The organism is Pseudomonas sp. DF5, from assembly GCF_058148225.1.
On the sequence record NZ_JBYVYM010000024.1, the window covers coordinates 1 to 15370 of the forward strand.

Consider the following 15370-nt stretch of genomic DNA (forward strand, 5'->3'; position numbering starts at 1 on the left):
CATGTTTCAACGGACCGGGTAATCAAGGCCGCCAAAACGAAAAGACCTTGAAAGGGATGGCCGTAAGGGCGGAACCCTAAGTGGTCGTTACAGAAAAAACGGATATGTACGCCACCAAAAAGCCATAAAAAAACGGCCTCCCAAGTGGAGGCTGTTTTTCATTCCTGCATCCGGCTGCGCTTACGCCGTGCCCACTGCCGACTCACCCACCAGCGCCAATACATCATCACCAGACAATAAGCCAACGCCCCAAGCACCAGCCCCGTTACCACCGAGCCCAGTAAAAACGGCTGCCACAAAGTCGAGAGCTCACCGCTGATCCATTCCCAGGTCAACTCGTCCGGCAAGCTTCTGGCGGGGACGTCCATCAGCCAGGCGCCAGTCTGGTAAGTGCAGAAGAACACCGCAGGCATGGTAATCGGGTTGGTCAGCCAGACCAGGCTGACGGCAATCGGCAGGTTGCCGCGCACCACGATGGCGAGGATGGCAGCCAGTAGCATTTGCAACGGGATGGGCAGGAACGCCGCGAACAGGCCGACGGCCATGGCCCGCGCGACGGAATGGCGATTGAGGTGCCAGAGGTTCGGGTCATGCAACAGGGTGCCAAGAAAGCGTAAGGATTTGTGTTCCCTGATGCTGGTCGGGTCTGGCATGTAGCGTTTGAATAAGCGCCGGGGCATAAGGCTTCTCGGTCGGTTAAGGCGGCAAGTATGTCTGGATTCTACGAACCGCCCATTCAGACTTTGTGACAATTGTTAACGACGCCTGTGCGGCGCGACGGCTAAGCCTAGGGAGGGGACTCTCAAGGACGGGTTTATGCGCACAGGGATGATGGCGCTGGCGTTGGGTCTGCTGGCCCTGCGTTTTTTGCCGGCACTGCCGCCGGCAGGGTTGTGGCTGTTGTTGCCGGTAGTGGGTTTGATGTTGCTGCCGTTTCGAACCTTTCCACTGGCATTTTGGTTGTTCGGTTTCAGTTGGGCGTGTGCGAATGCGCAGTGGGCGCTGGATGATCGCCTGGCGCTGAAGCTCGATGGCGAGACTCGCTGGGTCGAAGGCCGGGTTACCGGGTTGCCGCAGCAGACCGAGGGTGTAGTGCGTTTCGAACTGACAGACAGTCAGTCGCGTCGCGCCCAACTGCCTCGGCACCTGCGTCTGGCCTGGTATGGCGGGCCGCCCGTCAACAGCGGTGAACATTGGCGGCTGGCGGTCAAGTTGAAGCGTCCTGCGGGGCTGCTCAACCCCCATGGTTTTGATTACGACGCCTGGTTGCTGGCCCAACGCATCGGCGCCACCGGAACGGTCAAGGACGGTCAGCGACTGAGGGCGGCGCAGTGGGCCTGGCGCGACGGCATACGTCAGCGTTTGCAGGCCGTCGACGCGCAGGGGCGAGCGGGGGCGCTGACGGCGTTGGTGCTGGGGGACGGCGCCGGGCTGAGCCGTGAAGACTGGCAGGTGCTGCAAGACACCGGCACCGTGCATCTGTTGGTGATTTCCGGGCAGCACATTGGTTTGCTGGCGGGGCTGGTGTATCTGCTGATCGCCGGGCTGGCGCGCTATGGCTTATGGCCCAGGCGCTTGCCGTGGCTGCCATGGGCGTGTGGGCTGGCGTTCGCGGCGGCGCTCGGTTATGGGCTGCTGGCCGGTTTCGAGGTGCCGGTGCGTCGGGCCTGCCTGATGATTGGTCTGCTGTTGTTGTGGCGGCTACGGTTTCGTCACCTCGGCGCCTGGTGGCCGCTGTTGCTGGCGCTTGACGGTGTTTTGCTGCTGGACCCGCTGGCAAGCCTGCAACCGGGTTTCTGGTTGTCCTTTGCGGCAGTAGCGGTGCTGATTTTCACCTTTGGCGGGCGATTGGGCCCGTGGCGTTGGTGGCAAACCTGGACCCGTGCCCAATGGCTGATCGCAATCGGTCTGTGCCCGCTGCTGTTGGTACTGGGGTTGCCTATCAGTCTCAGCGGGCCGCTGGCCAATCTTCTGGCGGTGCCCTGGATCAGCCTGCTGGTCTTGCCGCCGGCCTTGCTCGGAACGCTGCTGTTGCCCGTTCCCTATGTGGGCGAGGGGTTACTGTGGTTGGCTGGCAGTCTGATCGACCTTTTGTTCAAGGGGCTGGCGTTGGTGGCCGGGCAATTGCCCGCGTGGGTGCCGGTGGCGGTTCCGTTGTGGGTTTGGGCGTTCGGCGCGCTGGGCGCATTTCTGCTGTTACTGCCACCGGGGGTGCCGTTGCGCCTGCTGGGCTGGCCGATATTGCTGTTGCTGGTTTTTGCGCCCCGGCACACGCTGCCTGAAGGCGTCGCCGAAATCTGGCAACTGGATGTCGGCCAGGGGTTGGCCATTCTGGTGCGCACCCGCCATCACACACTGCTGTATGACGCCGGACCACGGTTCGGCGATATCGACCTGGGTGAGCGGGTGGTGTTGCCAACATTGCGCAAACTGGGGGTGAATGGACTTGATCTGATGCTGATCAGCCACGCCGACGCCGACCATGCTGGTGGCGCGCGAGCCATTGCCGGGGGATTGTCGGTGACGCGGGTGCTAAGCGGCGATCCATTGGCCCTGCCGGACGAGCTACACGCCGAGGGCTGCGAGAGCGGTCAACAGTGGACCTGGGACGACGTGCGGTTCCAACTCTGGCAGTGGCCGTCGGCCAGTGACAGCAATCAGAAATCCTGCGTGCTACAGATCGAAGCCAACGGTGAACGATTGCTGCTGACCGGCGATATCGATACCGCAGCCGAGCGGGCGCTGCTCGACAGTCCACTGGCGGTGCCGACGGACTGGTTGCAGGCCCCGCACCACGGCAGTCGCAGTTCATCTTCGATGGCGTTACTCAGCGCTCTGCAACCCAAAGTCGTGCTGATCTCTCGCGGCAACGGCAATTCTTTCGGCCATCCCCATCCCACGGTCGTGGCGCGCTATCAAAAACGTGGCATGGCGATCTACGACAGCGCCGAGGAGGGCGCCATTCGTCTGCAACTGGGGCGCTTCAAACCACCGTGGACGATGCTTCAGGAACGGCGCTTCTGGCGCGATCCGCCAGCATTGCGCCAGTAACCAGCGTCATCAAACCCCGACCGGATGCGACATCGCGGTCTTCGGTGCGCTCACCCCCTATGTTAGAGTGGCGCACTTTTTCGAGGGGACTGTCACTGTGTGGGAATTGGTCAAATCCGGCGGCTGGATGATGCTGCCGATCATTCTGAGTTCCATCGCGGCCATGGCGATCGTCGCCGAGCGTCTCTGGACCCTGCGCGCCAGCCGCGTGACCCCGGAGCACTTGCTCGGGCAGGTCTGGGTCTGGATCAAGGACAAGCAACTCAATAAAGAAAAACTCAAGGAACTGCGCGCCAACTCCCCGCTGGGCGAGATCCTGGCCGCCGGTCTGGCGAACTCCAAGCATGGTCGCGAGATCATGAAAGAGTGCATCGAAGAGGCCGCCGCGCGGGTGATTCATGAGCTCGAACGCTACATCAACGCCCTGGGCACCATCGCCGCCATGGCCCCGTTACTGGGGCTGCTGGGTACAGTGCTGGGCATGATCGATATTTTCAGTGCGTTCATGGGCACGGGCATGGGTACCAACGCCGCCGTGCTGGCCGGTGGTATTTCCAAGGCCTTGATCACCACCGCCGCTGGCCTGATGGTCGGTATCCCGGCCGTGTTCTTCCACCGCTTCCTGCAACGCCGGATCGATGAGCTGGTGGTGGGCATGGAGCAGGAAGCGATCAAACTGGTCGAGGTCATACAGGGCGACCGCGATGTGGACCTGGCCGAGGGTAAAGCGTGAAATTCCGTCGTAAACCACGGGAAACGGTAGACATCAACCTCGCGTCGCTGATCGACGTGGTGTTTATCCTGCTGCTGTTTTTCGTCGTGACCACCACTTTCACCCGTGAAACCCAGTTGCGCGTCGACCTGCCGGAAGCGGTCAGCGGCTCCCCGGCCGAAGACCAGCAGCTCAAGCAGCTGGACATCGCCATCAGCGCCGACGGGGCGTATTCGGTCAACAACCAGCTGTTGCCGAAGAACGACCTGACCAGCCTGATGGAAGCGCTACAGAAAGAGTCCAACGGCGACACCAATCTGCCGCTGTCCATCAGTGCCGATGGCAAAACCCCCCATCAGTCCGTCATCACGGCGATGGACGCTGCCGGCAAGCTCGGTTTCAGCCACTTGCGCATGACCACCGTCGAGGCGGCGCCGGCGTCCTGATGGCCATGTCCGATCGATTGCTCGCCGCGTGGTACGAAGGTCATCCGGCGTTGAAGCTGTTGCAGCCGCTGGAGTGGCTGTATCGACGCGTGGTCACCGGCAAGCGTGAGCGCTTTTTGGCGGGCGAGGGCGAGATCTACCAATCGCCGGTGCCGCTGATCGTGGTCGGCAACATCACCGTGGGCGGTACGGGCAAGACGCCACTGATTCTGTGGATGATCCAGCACTGCCAGCGCAGCGGCCTGCGGGTCGGTGTGGTCAGCCGTGGTTACGGCGCCAAACCGCCGCAATTGCCGTGGCGGGTCGCGGCAGATCAAGGCGCGGACGTGGCGGGCGATGAACCGCTGTTGATCGTCCAGCGCACCGGCGTGCCGCTGATGATCGACCCGGACCGCAGCCGTGCGGTCAAAGCCTTGCTGGCGAGTGAGCCGCTGGACCTGATTCTGTCCGACGACGGCATGCAACATTACCGGTTAGCCCGGGACCTGGAACTGGTGCTGATCGACGCCGCCCGGGGTCTGGGCAACAAACGTTGCCTGCCGGCCGGACCGTTGCGCGAACCGGTCGAACGTCTGCAAAGCGTCGATGCGGTGCTGTACAACGGCGCTGCCAATGATCGCGAAGACGGTTTTGCCTTTCAGTTGCAACCCACCGAACTGGTCAACCTGCACAGCGGCGAACGGCGGCCTCTGGACCACTTTCCCGCTGGTCAGGCCCTGCACGCCGTGGCCGGGATCGGCAATCCCCGGCGTTTCTTCACGACCCTCGAAACGCTACACTGGCGGCCAGTGCCCCATGCATTTGCCGACCACGCCGAGTACAGCGTGCAGGCCTTGAATTTCACACCGTCATTGCCCGTGGTGATGACAGAAAAGGACGCGGTGAAGTGCCGTGCCTTCGCCGCCGCCGATTGGTGGTACCTGGCGGTCGATGCTGCGCCGTCGCCGGCCTTCGTGGCCTGGTTCGATACGCAACTGATGCGCCTGTTGCCGGCTCGTATTTTGCCTTAACTCCGTTTCTATCCAGGGAATGTACATGGACACCAAATTGCTCGACATCCTCGCTTGCCCGGTCTGCAAAGGCCCGCTCAAGCTCAGCGCCGACAAAACCGAGCTGATCAGCAAGGGCGCCGGCCTCGCGTACCCGATTCGCGACGGCATCCCGGTGATGCTCGAAAGCGAAGCGCGCACCCTGACCACCGACGAGCGTCTGGATAAATGACCACAGCCTTTACCGTTGTCATTCCATCGCGCTATGCCTCCACCCGACTGCCGGGCAAACCGCTGCTGCTGATCGCCGGCAAGCCGATGATCCAGCACGTCTGGGAACAGGCGAGCAAAAGCAGTGCCCAGCGCGTGGTGGTTGCCACAGACGATGCGCGCATCGTCGAGGCCTGCAAAAGCTTTGGCGCCGAAGTGGTGCTGACCCGCGAAGATCACAACTCCGGTACGGATCGCCTGGCTGAAGTGGCGGCGAAACTGGGCCTGGCCCCCGACGCCATCGTGGTCAACGTGCAGGGCGACGAGCCGATGATTCCGCCAAGCGTGATCGATCAGGTCGCCGCCAACCTGGCCGCTCACACCGAAGCGCGCATGGCCACCCTGGCCGAGCCGATCGAGGACGTTGAAACCCTGTTCAATCCCAATGTGGTCAAAGTGGTCAGCGACCTCAATGGCCTGGCGTTGACCTTCAGTCGTGCCACCTTGCCGTGGGCCCGGGACGCGTTTGCCAAAAGCCGCGAGCAATTGCCGGAAGGCGTGCCGTATCGCCGTCACATCGGTATCTACGCTTACCGCGCCGGTTTCCTGCATGACTTCGTCATCTGGGGCCCTTGCTGGCTGGAAAACACCGAGTCTCTGGAGCAGCTGCGTGCCCTGTGGCACGGCGTGCGGATTCACGTCGCCGACGCGCTGATCGCGCCGCCCACCGGCGTCGACACCATTGAAGACCTCGAGCGCGTTCGTCGCTTGCTGGAGGCTTGATGCGGGTTCTGTTCGTTTGCCTGGGCAACATCTGCCGGTCCCCCACGGCCGAAGGCGTATTGCGGCATAAATTGCGTGAGGCGGGGCTGGCCGATCAAGTCGAAGTGGCTTCCGCCGGCACTGGCGATTGGCATGTCGGCAAGCCCCCGGACAAGCGCAGCCAGGCTGCGGCCAAACGGCGCGGCTATGACCTGTCCGCCCAGCGTGCCCAGCAAGTGACCCGCGCCGATTTCGCCACCTACGACCTGATCCTGGCGATGGACAACAGCAACCTGCGCCACCTCAAGGCCTTGCAACCGGCCAAGGGCAAGGCCGAACTGGATTTGTTCCTGCGTCGCTTCCAGTCGGAAATCGATGAAGTGCCGGATCCTTATCATGATGGCGAACAGGGCTTCGAGCAGGTACTGGACCTGATCGAGCGCGCCAGCGAACTGCTGGTGATCGAATTGAAGGGACGGTTATGAGTTTGCAGGTTCAACCCCAGGTTTCGCTCAAGTCGTTCAACAGCTTTGGTGTGGACGTTCAGGCTCGGCTGTTTGCCGAAGCCCATAGCGATGCCGACGTGCGCGAAGCCCTGGCCTACGGGTTGGAACATGAAGTGCCTGTGCTGGTGATCGGCGGCGGCAGCAATTTGCTGCTAACCGCCGATATCCAGGCGCTGGTGCTGCGCATGGGCACTCGGGGGATTCGCCTGCTGAGCGATGACGGCAACCAGGTGGTGATCGAAGCCGAGGCGGGCGAGCCGTGGCATCCGTTTGTGCAGTACACACTGGCGCAAGGGTTGGCGGGGCTGGAAAACCTCAGCCTGATTCCCGGCACCGTCGGCGCTGCCCCGATGCAGAACATCGGTGCTTACGGTGTCGAGATCAAGGACGTATTCGCCGGCCTGACGGCCCTCGATCGCCAGACCGGCGAGTTGCGGGACTTCACGCTGGCCGAGTGCAACTTTGCCTACCGCGACAGTCTGTTCAAACAGGAGCCGGGGCGGTGGTTGATCCTGCGGGTGCGTTTCACCCTCACGCGCATCGCGCATCTGCATCTGGAGTACGGCCCGGTTCGTCAGCGCCTGACCGAGCAGGGTATTGATCACCCGACGCCGACCGATGTCAGCCAGGCCATTTGCAGCATCCGCAGCGAAAAACTCCCGGACCCGGCGGTGCTCGGCAATGCCGGCAGCTTCTTCAAGAATCCCTTGGTCCCGGCGGCCTTGGTGGCGCAACTCAAAGAGCAATATCCCGACCTGGTGGCCTACGCGCAACCCGATGGGCAAATGAAGCTCGCGGCGGGCTGGCTGATCGAACGCGCCGGCTGGAAAGGCTTTCGTGACGGTGATGCCGGTGTGCATAAATTACAGGCGCTGGTGCTGGTCAACTACGGCAGCGCAACGGGCCTGCAATTGCTGAATTTGGCGCAGCGTATTCAGAAAGACATTGCAGAGCGTTTCAAAGTCGACCTGGAAATGGAACCCAACCGGTATTGAGGCTACGCTTTCAGGCGGATTCCAAAGCCCTGCGCATCTTCAAATGTGCAGGGCTTTTTTGTTAATGCTGGGTTAACTTAGCTACCTAACGATGCAAGCATTTGCTCCATCAAAGGCCCGGTGCAGACGTCGCGTCTACATAAGAGAGCCGATTAGCCTGAGTCGATCTGCGTGTAGTGAACCGCGAACCCCAGCGGCAGATTGCTCGACCCCATAACCTCTATAACTATGCGGGCGTGCCCATGATTACCCTGAAACTCAATGGTCAAGATCATCAACTCGATGTCACCGAGGACATGCCGCTGCTCTGGGCGATTCGTGACGTGGCCGGTTACAACGGCACCAAATTCGGCTGCGGCATGGGCCTGTGTGGCGCCTGCACCATTCATATCGACGGCGCGCCAGCGCGCAGTTGCATCACACCGATCGGCTCGGTGGTCGGCCAGAACGTCAGCACCATCGACAACCTGCACGCCGACCCGGTGGGCAAAGTCGTCCAGCAAGCCTGGCTCGACAGCGCCGTGGCCCAGTGCGGTTACTGCCAGGGCGGGCAGATCATGTCGGCCACCGCGCTGCTGAAAACCAACCCGAATCCCAGCGACGAGCAGATCGAAGAAGCGATGGTTGGCAATATTTGCCGTTGCGGCACCTACAACCGGATCAAGACCGCCATCCGCCAGGCATCCACTCACCTGAAGGAGGCCAAGGCATGAGCCAGCTACCGAATGATTTTGCGCTGAGTAATCTCAGCCGCCGCGGTTTCCTCAAAGGCGTGGGCGCCACCAGTGCGCTGGTGCTGGCTGCCAGTTGGGGCTGGCAAGACGCATTGGCCGCCGAGAAAGAGCAGAAGTTCGGCGCCGATGGCATGCCCAACGGCTGGGTCGATGACCCGAAGGTTTACGTCAGCATTGCCGTCGATGGCAGCGTGACGGTGATTTGCAACCGTTCGGAAATGGGCCAGGGTGTGCGCACCAGTCTGTCCATGGTGGTGGCCGATGAACTGGACGCCGATTGGGCACAGGTCAAAGTGCAACAGGCGCCGGGCGACGAAGTACGTTTCGGCAACCAGGACACCGACGGTTCGCGCAGCATGCGTCACTGGTACGAGCCGATGCGCCGTTGCGGTGCTGCCGCGCGGACCATGCTTGAGCAAGCCGCTGCCGAGCAATGGAAAGTGCCGGTCGGCGAGTGCCATGCGCAACTGCACAAAATTATCCATAAACCGACCGGCCGTGAACTGGGCTACGGCGCGTTGGCCGCGGCTGCCAGTGCGCTGGCGGTGCCGGCACGCGACAGCCTGCGGCTCAAGCAGCCGTCGGAGTTTCGCTACATCGGCAAGGAAGGCACCAAGGCCATCGACGGTGCGGACATCGTCAACGGTCGCGCGGTCTACGGCGCTGATGTGCATTTCGACGGCATGCTTTTCGCCACCATCGCCCGTCCGGCGGTCTACGGCGGCAAGGTCAAATCCTTCGATGCCAGCGCTGCGATGAAAGTCCCTGGTGTGATCAAAGTCCTGCAGATCGAAAGCCGTCCATTGCCGTCTGAGTTCCAGCCTCTTGGCGGTGTGGCCGTGGTGGCCAGCAACACCTGGGCGGCGATCAAGGGCCGCGAAGCGCTGAAGATCGAGTGGGATGACGGCCCCAACGCCAGTTACGACTCGATCGTCTACCGCAAGGAACTCGAAGCCGCGTCGCTCAAACCCGGCAAAGTGGTGCGCAATACCGGCAACATTGACCAGGCCATGAGTGCTGCCGACAGCACCCTCGAAGCGTCCTACTATCTGCCGCACCTGACGCAATCGCCGATGGAGCCGATGGTCGCCATCGCCCGTTTCAAGGACGGTGTGTGTGAGGCCTGGGCGCCAAGCCAGGCGCCGCAAGTCACCCGCGAGCGGATTGGCGAGCGCCTGGGCATTCCGTTCGATAACGTCACGTTCAACGTCACCTTGCTCGGCGGTGGTTTCGGTCGTAAGTCCAAGCCGGATTTCGTCATTGAAGCGGCGATCCTGGCCAAGGAGTTTCCGGGCAAGGCCGTGCGGGTGCAGTGGACCCGTGAAGACGACATCCACCACTCGTATTTCCACACCGTGTCTGCCGAATACCTCAAGGCCAGTCTGAACAAGGACGGTCTACCTTCCGGCTGGCTGCACCGCACGGTGGCGCCGAGCATCACCGCGCTGTTCGCGCCGGGCATGAACCATGAAGCGGCTTTCGAGCTGGGCATGGGTTTTACCAACATGGCTTATGCGATCCCCAATGTGCGCCTGGAAAACCCTGAGGCGACGGTTCACACGCGGGTCGGCTGGTATCGCTCGGTGTCGAACATCCCCCACGGCTTTGCGATTCAGTGCTTTGTCGATGAACTGGCGCATAAGGCCGGCCAGGACCCGCTCAAATACCAGATCAAGCTGCTTGGCCCGGACCGTCAGATCGATCCGCGTACCTTGAGTGAAGAGTGGAACTACGGCGAATCCCCCGAGCGTTATCCGATCGATACCGCGCGGATGCGCACCGTGCTGGAAACCGCCGCCAAAGCCGCCGGATGGGGGCGTAAGCTGCCCAAGGGCCGTGGCTTGGGCCTGGCGGTGCATTACAGCTTTGTCACTTATGTGGCAGCGGTGATTGAAGTTGAAGTCAAAGACGATGGCACGCTGATTGTGCACAAAGCCGACATCGCCGTGGATTGCGGCCCGCAGATCAACCCCGAGCGAATTCGCTCGCAGTTCGAAGGCGCCTGCGTGATGGGCCTGGGCAACGCGGTGCTGGGGGAAATCAGCTTCAAGGACGGCAAGGTCCAGCAGGACAACTTCCACATGTACGAAGTGGCGCGCATGTCCCTGGCACCGAAGGAAGTCGCCGTGCACCTGGTCACGCCACCGGGCAATGTACCGTTGGGCGGGGTCGGTGAGCCGGGCGTGCCGCCGATTGCGCCAGCGCTGTGCAACGCGATCTTCGCCGCCACGGGCAAACGCATCCGTAACTTGCCGGTTCGCTATCAGCTGCAAGGCTGGCAGAAGGCTGACGCCTGATGGACAGCGTCGATCTGAACGTCCTGCGCAGCGTGCTGGAATGGCGCCGCACCGGTCAGCGGGTGGTGCTGTACAGCGTGGTTCAGACCTGGGGCACCGCGCCCCGGGCACCTGGCGCCATGCTCGCCTTGCGTGAAGACGGCGTGGTGATTGGCTCGGTGTCCGGTGGCTGTGTCGAGGATGACCTGATTGCCCGGCTGCACGATGGCCGTATCCCGGCTGATGGGCCGCCGGTGCAGTTGATTACCTATGGCGTCACCCGTGAGGAGGCCGCGCGGTTTGGTTTGCCCTGCGGCGGCACGTTGCGCCTGACCGAGGAGCGCGTCGGCGATCCGGCGTGGGTCGCCCAGTTGCTGGCGCGCTGCGAGGCGCATGAAATCGTGGCGCGCTCGCTGGATATTGCGAGCGGTGAAGTGGTTTTGCAGTCGGCGAACAAACACGATGTGCTGAGCTTTGATGGCAACACACTGCGCGCCATCTATGGCCCGCGTTGGCGTTTGTTGCTGATCGGCGCGGGGCAGCTATCGCGGTATGTCGCCGAGATGGCGCGGCTGCTGGATTTTGAAGTGCTGATCTGCGATCCGCGCACCGAGTTCGTCTACGGTTGGGAAGAGCAACACGGTCGCTTCGTCCCGGGCATGCCCGACGAAGCAGTGCTGACCATCCAGACCGACGAACGCACCGCCATCGTCGCCCTGACCCACGATCCACGCCTGGATGACATGGCGCTGCTCACGGCCCTGGACTCCAGGGCGTTTTATGTCGGTGCGTTGGGCTCGCGAGTCAACAGCCAGAAGCGCCGGGACAACCTGGCTCAGCTAGGCTTGTCCCAACAGGCCATCGAGCGTTTGCACGGCCCGATCGGCTTGCACATCGGCAGCCATACTCCGGCGGAAATCGCCCTGTCGCTGCTGGCCGAGATTGTGGCGATCAAGAACGGCATCGAGCTCAAGCAGAAGAGGCCGTTGCAGGAGGGCGTATGAGCGACTCCATTGGCGTTATCGTTTTAGCCGCGGGGCAGGGCAGCCGGTTTCGACAGGTAGCAGGTGATGACAAGGACAAGTTGCTGGTGGACTGCACCGCCCGTGACGGCATCACCGTGCACTCAATGATCGAGCAGGTGCTGGTGAATCTGCCAGCCACGCTCGAGAAGCGTGTGCTGGTCACCTCCGCGGACCGCCCGCAAGTGATTCGCATGGCGCAGGCCTATGGTTGCGAGATTGTACGAATCGAGTCGACTGGCCTGGGGGACAGCATTGCGGCGGGCGTGTCGGCCTGCTCGCACCTCGGTGGCTGGCTGATCATGCTGGGTGATATGCCGTTTATTCTGCCGTCGAGCATTGAACAGGTCGTCTCGGCCATTGCGGATGACGCCATCAGCGTGCCGGTGCATGAAGGGCAATATGGGCATCCGGTGGGGTTCGGGCGAAGCTTCGGTCCGGGATTGATGGCGTTGACCGGCGATCAGGGCGCCAAGTCACTGTTTGCGCAGGCGAGGGTGGTCGAGGTGGCGGTGGGGGATCCAGGTGTGTTGTGGGATGTGGATGTTCCTGAGGCGCTGGTTTTTCAATAACGGTTGTCAACGGGATTGCATTCGCACTTTTCTCGGAGTAATCGACTCTTCCTTTCGCCCATTCGTATTTATCGATGGGTACCAGATATAGAACTCGTTATTCAGCGGGTTCTATCCGACATACGATCATGTGGCGTGTGGTGTTCACAGTTGGGGTGAACATCCGGTCAGTACTCATTAGAAAAAAGAGCCTACATGATAAAGCACTATATGGATGCGTCGGTCAGTGTCAGTCCTTTGGAGCTGGGCAGTGATATTCAGGAGTTGGGAGCATTGGAGCGGGCATTAAGTTCTGCAGATGTTTTTCAACCTGTTCCGCGTTATGTCAAAACACTTCGGCAACTTAGAAAAGAATCGCAAACAATTAGTTGCCATCGCGACGAGATCAAGTTTGGGGTCGCTTTTGGAGAGCGTTTGAAAGAACTGGGTGACGACTTCGGTTTGTCCCCGGAACATTTTTCGGTCAATACCAGTGGCTCACCGCTGCTCGTCAAGGAGCAGGTCGGAGAACACCTTATTTCGCCCACTCATTTTGAAAACGGTGCGTATTTCAGCCACCCCCATGCCGATCATCAACTCGATCACTCGGCGCAGGAGCTACCTTCGATCAAGATTGGACAGTATGTGCGTTTTGGTCGTAACGCTGCGGTCAATGCCGGCGGCGATGTGGATATAGGCGATGGTGTCTGGCTATCGCCGGGAAGTCAGTTACTGCGTCAGGACCATGACCCGTATGGCCGGCTCTCCATCGGCTCGAGGACTGTCGCGATGACGCGCCTGCCTCCGGTGCGACTGTGCGATTACGCGTGGGTGGGGCGTGAAGCGATTGTGGGCTGGAACGCGGATTATCTGGGCAAGGCGAGCATCGTCGGGATCCGTTCCTTCCTCAATACATGGGTCGGCGACTATTCCATCGTTGGCGATCAGGGGAAGGTCCTGCAATACCTGCCGTTCAAGGCTCACCTCATGGAAACCTATCAGCCGTCGATCGAGCAGACGCTGCAAGTCAGCAATTGGGCCGCGATCAATTCTGACTGGTTGATGATCTACCGTGATGGCCCGAAGCGCGAGACGCCGATCTTGCCAGCGCCACTGGTGGAGTATCTCGATACACCGGGCAAAAAGTCCGTATTGCTGATTGCCCCGTCCGATAACGCTCAGCTTCAAGCGTTCGGCCAGCACAGCCTGGATGTCATTTCCAGTTCCAGGCAGCCGTTTGCCCACCACTTGCAGTGGGCTCAGGACTACGGCCATAAGCAGCTGAGATTGCGCGCCGATCTGGATTTTTCGAGATTGCCATTCGCCTCGGCCGGCGACTTTCACTACCGCCGTCGATTGGGTTACTCACTGATTGTCGCCAACAGTTCGCCTGTCGAGGCCGAGCCTTGCCGAGTCTATGTCAATGAACTGGCTCGGGTGCTGGCGACGCAGGCACTGTTGTTGGTGCCCATTACGGATGTGTTGCAGGCGCAACTGTCTGTGTATCAAGACTTGTTCCATCTGCAAGGGGAAGTCGAGTTCGACGGTGCCTCTTTCATGTTAATGAAGAAGATCTAACGGAGGCGTCAATGCCGTATTTGTTGCTTTCACTCGCGGCCGTGTTCTGGGGCGGTAACTATGTCGTCGGAAAGTTGATGGTAGTGGATGTTGATCCAGTGCTGCTGTCGCAACTTCGATGGCTGATTACCAGCGGTTTACTACTGCTGATTAACTATAAAGCCGTAATCGCCAGTTTGCCGGGCGCCCGTAAGTCATGGTTGACCCTGGTTATGTTGGCGGTCTGTGGCCAAGTTATATTTCCGCTGACCTTGTATATCGGTTTGCAATACACCAGTTCGTTGAATGCGGCGATTTACCTGTCGGCCACGCCGTGTCTGGTACTGGCTCTCAACCGTTTCGTTTTCGGTGATTTCATCTCCAGGTCGAACATGCTTGGGGTGGTCATCAGTACGGTGGGTGTGTTCTGGCTGGTGACGATGGGGCATCTGTCCGATTTGAGCTTCCTGGAAGGCTTCAACAAAGGTGATTTCTGGACCATGGCCTCGGCTGCCAGTTGGGCTGTCTATTGCTCTTTTTTGCGGACAAAGCCAAAAACCATCGCCGGCAATGCATTCGTGACATATTGCGCGGTGGTGGGGGCGCTGTGCCTGATTCCGTTCAGCCTGGGTATTTGGTTGTTGCACCCTGATCTGACGTTCAACCTGGGGCAGGGCGCTGCACCGTGGCTGGGCCTGGCGTATCTGGTGATCTTCCCGTCCTGGCTGTCGTACTTGTTCTGGAGCAAAGGCATCGGTGAAATCGGTGCCACCCGTGGTGAGATCTTCACTCACTTGGTGCCACTGTCCGGTGGGCTGTTCAGTATCGTGTTCCTCGACGTGCAACTGCACGCCTATCATCTGGTCAGTCTGGTGCTGATCGTATTTGGGGTGATCCTCTGTTCCATTAAAAGACGGGCACCGGTGATACTGCGCACGGAGGCGACTTGATGGACAGAATCATCGATTCGCTCGACCGTCACGGTGTGCGGTGGGTGGGGATTGTGCAGGGCAAGGGGGCATCGGCTACGGTCTGGCAGGTCGAAGATGCCGAAAGTTCTCAGGCGCTGGCTGTGCGATTCATGCGTAGCAAGCAAAGCTGGGAGCACTTCAAAAGCAACTTGTCCTTGGTGGCGGTGCCGGTGGATTTTTCTGACCCGGTGCTGCGTCACACTCAACCCGGGCTGGCCGGTCTCTCCAAGTTGCGCAATACCGCGTTGTGCCACGAACTGGTGATCGCAGAACCACCGCGTTACTCAGTGGTGAGGAGTTCGATTGTCCGGCGTGGTGAAACCGTGTGGGACAAACAGTCGCTATTGGGCCTGGATCAGTTGATGTTTGCCAAACATGAACTCGAAGCCCTGTTGTTCCAACATGAAGAGCTTTGCGAGCCCGGTACGGTTCACTATGTTTTGCTCGGTGCCTCATTAAGCACCGACAAGGATGCCTTCGAGTTGCAGCACGGTGACGTCATTCGGGCGAGCAGTCAGGAGGATGGACTGCAATTGTCCAATTTCTTCGAAGACGACGTGGTGCGGCAATCGTGTAACTGCTGACGGG

General features: G+C 60.6%; 16 protein-coding genes. 15 read left to right on the forward strand and 1 reads right to left on the reverse strand.

The genetic code is table 11. The features are described 5' to 3' along the window. Window positions 1-158: 158 nt before the first annotated feature. Window positions 159-680, reverse strand: a complete 522-nt coding sequence (locus AC30D7_RS20795; protein ID WP_490135309.1) for a DUF2062 domain-containing protein — start codon at window positions 678-680, stop codon at window positions 159-161. 136 nt (window positions 681-816) lie between these two features. Between AC30D7_RS20795 and AC30D7_RS20800 the strand changes: the two genes are divergently transcribed. The 15 genes from AC30D7_RS20800 to AC30D7_RS20870 all read left to right on the forward strand — a co-directional run bounded on the left by AC30D7_RS20800 (window position 817) and on the right by AC30D7_RS20870 (window position 15366). Next, entirely contained in the window at window positions 817-3051 is a 2235-nt protein-coding gene (locus AC30D7_RS20800; RefSeq protein ID WP_490135310.1) for a DNA internalization-related competence protein ComEC/Rec2, read from the forward strand. Between the two features lie 97 nt (window positions 3052-3148). Next, entirely contained in the window at window positions 3149-3784 is a 636-nt protein-coding gene (locus AC30D7_RS20805) for a MotA/TolQ/ExbB proton channel family protein (protein WP_007941964.1), read from the forward strand. Next, a complete protein-coding gene (locus tag AC30D7_RS20810; protein ID WP_018926235.1) occupies window positions 3781-4209 on the forward strand; it encodes an ExbD/TolR family protein in 429 nt (142 codons plus the stop codon). Before AC30D7_RS20805 ends, AC30D7_RS20810 begins: the two co-directional genes overlap by 4 nt. After that, window positions 4209-5219, forward strand: a complete 1011-nt coding sequence (gene lpxK, locus AC30D7_RS20815; RefSeq protein ID WP_490135311.1) for a tetraacyldisaccharide 4'-kinase — start codon at window positions 4209-4211, stop codon at window positions 5217-5219. Before AC30D7_RS20810 ends, lpxK begins: the two co-directional genes overlap by 1 nt. Before the next feature lie 25 nt (window positions 5220-5244). Then, window positions 5245-5430: a Trm112 family protein gene (locus AC30D7_RS20820; RefSeq protein WP_003179363.1), complete on the forward strand. Its 186-nt coding sequence runs from the start codon at window positions 5245-5247 to the stop codon at window positions 5428-5430. Beyond that, window positions 5427-6191, forward strand: a complete 765-nt coding sequence (gene kdsB, locus AC30D7_RS20825; protein WP_490135312.1) for a 3-deoxy-manno-octulosonate cytidylyltransferase — start codon at window positions 5427-5429, stop codon at window positions 6189-6191. The genes AC30D7_RS20820 and kdsB overlap by 4 nt, the downstream gene beginning before the upstream one ends. After that, window positions 6191-6655 carry a low molecular weight protein-tyrosine-phosphatase gene (locus tag AC30D7_RS20830; protein WP_490135313.1) on the forward strand — a complete coding sequence of 155 codons (465 nt, stop codon included), beginning with the start codon at window positions 6191-6193 and terminating at the stop codon, window positions 6653-6655. Before kdsB ends, AC30D7_RS20830 begins: the two co-directional genes overlap by 1 nt. Continuing rightward, window positions 6652-7671 (forward strand): UDP-N-acetylmuramate dehydrogenase, encoded by a 1020-nt coding sequence (gene murB, locus AC30D7_RS20835; RefSeq protein WP_490135314.1) that lies wholly within the window; start codon window positions 6652-6654, stop codon window positions 7669-7671. Before AC30D7_RS20830 ends, murB begins: the two co-directional genes overlap by 4 nt. 242 nt (window positions 7672-7913) lie before the next feature. Then, window positions 7914-8384, forward strand: coding sequence for a (2Fe-2S)-binding protein (locus AC30D7_RS20840; protein ID WP_007941956.1), 471 nt, complete (start codon window positions 7914-7916; stop codon window positions 8382-8384). After that, the gene (locus AC30D7_RS20845) at window positions 8381-10702 is read left to right on the forward strand and encodes a xanthine dehydrogenase family protein molybdopterin-binding subunit (protein ID WP_490135315.1); all 2322 of its coding nucleotides are present in this window, start codon (window positions 8381-8383) and stop codon (window positions 10700-10702) included. Before AC30D7_RS20840 ends, AC30D7_RS20845 begins: the two co-directional genes overlap by 4 nt. Further along, window positions 10702-11685, forward strand: coding sequence for an XdhC family protein (locus AC30D7_RS20850; protein ID WP_490135316.1), 984 nt, complete (start codon window positions 10702-10704; stop codon window positions 11683-11685). Before AC30D7_RS20845 ends, AC30D7_RS20850 begins: the two co-directional genes overlap by 1 nt. Beyond that, window positions 11682-12275 carry a nucleotidyltransferase family protein gene (locus AC30D7_RS20855; RefSeq protein WP_490135317.1) on the forward strand — a complete coding sequence of 198 codons (594 nt, stop codon included), beginning with the start codon at window positions 11682-11684 and terminating at the stop codon, window positions 12273-12275. The genes AC30D7_RS20850 and AC30D7_RS20855 overlap by 4 nt, the downstream gene beginning before the upstream one ends. A gap of 195 nt (window positions 12276-12470) precedes the next feature. Next, entirely contained in the window at window positions 12471-13832 is a 1362-nt protein-coding gene (locus AC30D7_RS20860; RefSeq protein ID WP_490135318.1) for an acyltransferase, read from the forward strand. A gap of 11 nt (window positions 13833-13843) precedes the next feature. After that, window positions 13844-14761, forward strand: a complete 918-nt coding sequence (locus tag AC30D7_RS20865) for a DMT family transporter (protein ID WP_490135319.1) — start codon at window positions 13844-13846, stop codon at window positions 14759-14761. Next, complete coding sequence (locus tag AC30D7_RS20870) at window positions 14761-15366, forward strand: hypothetical protein (protein ID WP_490135320.1); 606 nt, start codon at window positions 14761-14763, stop codon at window positions 15364-15366. Before AC30D7_RS20865 ends, AC30D7_RS20870 begins: the two co-directional genes overlap by 1 nt. Window positions 15367-15370 lie beyond the last annotated feature (4 nt).

Coding starts and splice junctions, on each gene's coding strand:
- AC30D7_RS20865 (WP_490135319.1), top strand. CDS start 13,844: ATGCCGTATTTGTTGCTTTCACTCGCGGCCGTGTTCTGGGGCGGTAAC.
- AC30D7_RS20860 (WP_490135318.1), top strand. CDS start 12,471: ATGATAAAGCACTATATGGATGCGTCGGTCAGTGTCAGTCCTTTGGAG.
- kdsB (WP_490135312.1), top strand. CDS start 5,427: ATGACCACAGCCTTTACCGTTGTCATTCCATCGCGCTATGCCTCCACC.
- AC30D7_RS20820 (WP_003179363.1), top strand. CDS start 5,245: ATGGACACCAAATTGCTCGACATCCTCGCTTGCCCGGTCTGCAAAGGC.
- AC30D7_RS20855 (WP_490135317.1), top strand. CDS start 11,682: ATGAGCGACTCCATTGGCGTTATCGTTTTAGCCGCGGGGCAGGGCAGC.
- AC30D7_RS20830 (WP_490135313.1), top strand. CDS start 6,191: ATGCGGGTTCTGTTCGTTTGCCTGGGCAACATCTGCCGGTCCCCCACG.
- AC30D7_RS20850 (WP_490135316.1), top strand. CDS start 10,702: ATGGACAGCGTCGATCTGAACGTCCTGCGCAGCGTGCTGGAATGGCGC.
- AC30D7_RS20845 (WP_490135315.1), top strand. CDS start 8,381: ATGAGCCAGCTACCGAATGATTTTGCGCTGAGTAATCTCAGCCGCCGC.
- AC30D7_RS20795 (WP_490135309.1), bottom strand. CDS start 680: ATGCCCCGGCGCTTATTCAAACGCTACATGCCAGACCCGACCAGCATC.
- AC30D7_RS20870 (WP_490135320.1), top strand. CDS start 14,761: ATGGACAGAATCATCGATTCGCTCGACCGTCACGGTGTGCGGTGGGTG.
- lpxK (WP_490135311.1), top strand. CDS start 4,209: ATGGCCATGTCCGATCGATTGCTCGCCGCGTGGTACGAAGGTCATCCG.
- AC30D7_RS20840 (WP_007941956.1), top strand. CDS start 7,914: ATGATTACCCTGAAACTCAATGGTCAAGATCATCAACTCGATGTCACC.
- AC30D7_RS20800 (WP_490135310.1), top strand. CDS start 817: ATGCGCACAGGGATGATGGCGCTGGCGTTGGGTCTGCTGGCCCTGCGT.
- murB (WP_490135314.1), top strand. CDS start 6,652: ATGAGTTTGCAGGTTCAACCCCAGGTTTCGCTCAAGTCGTTCAACAGC.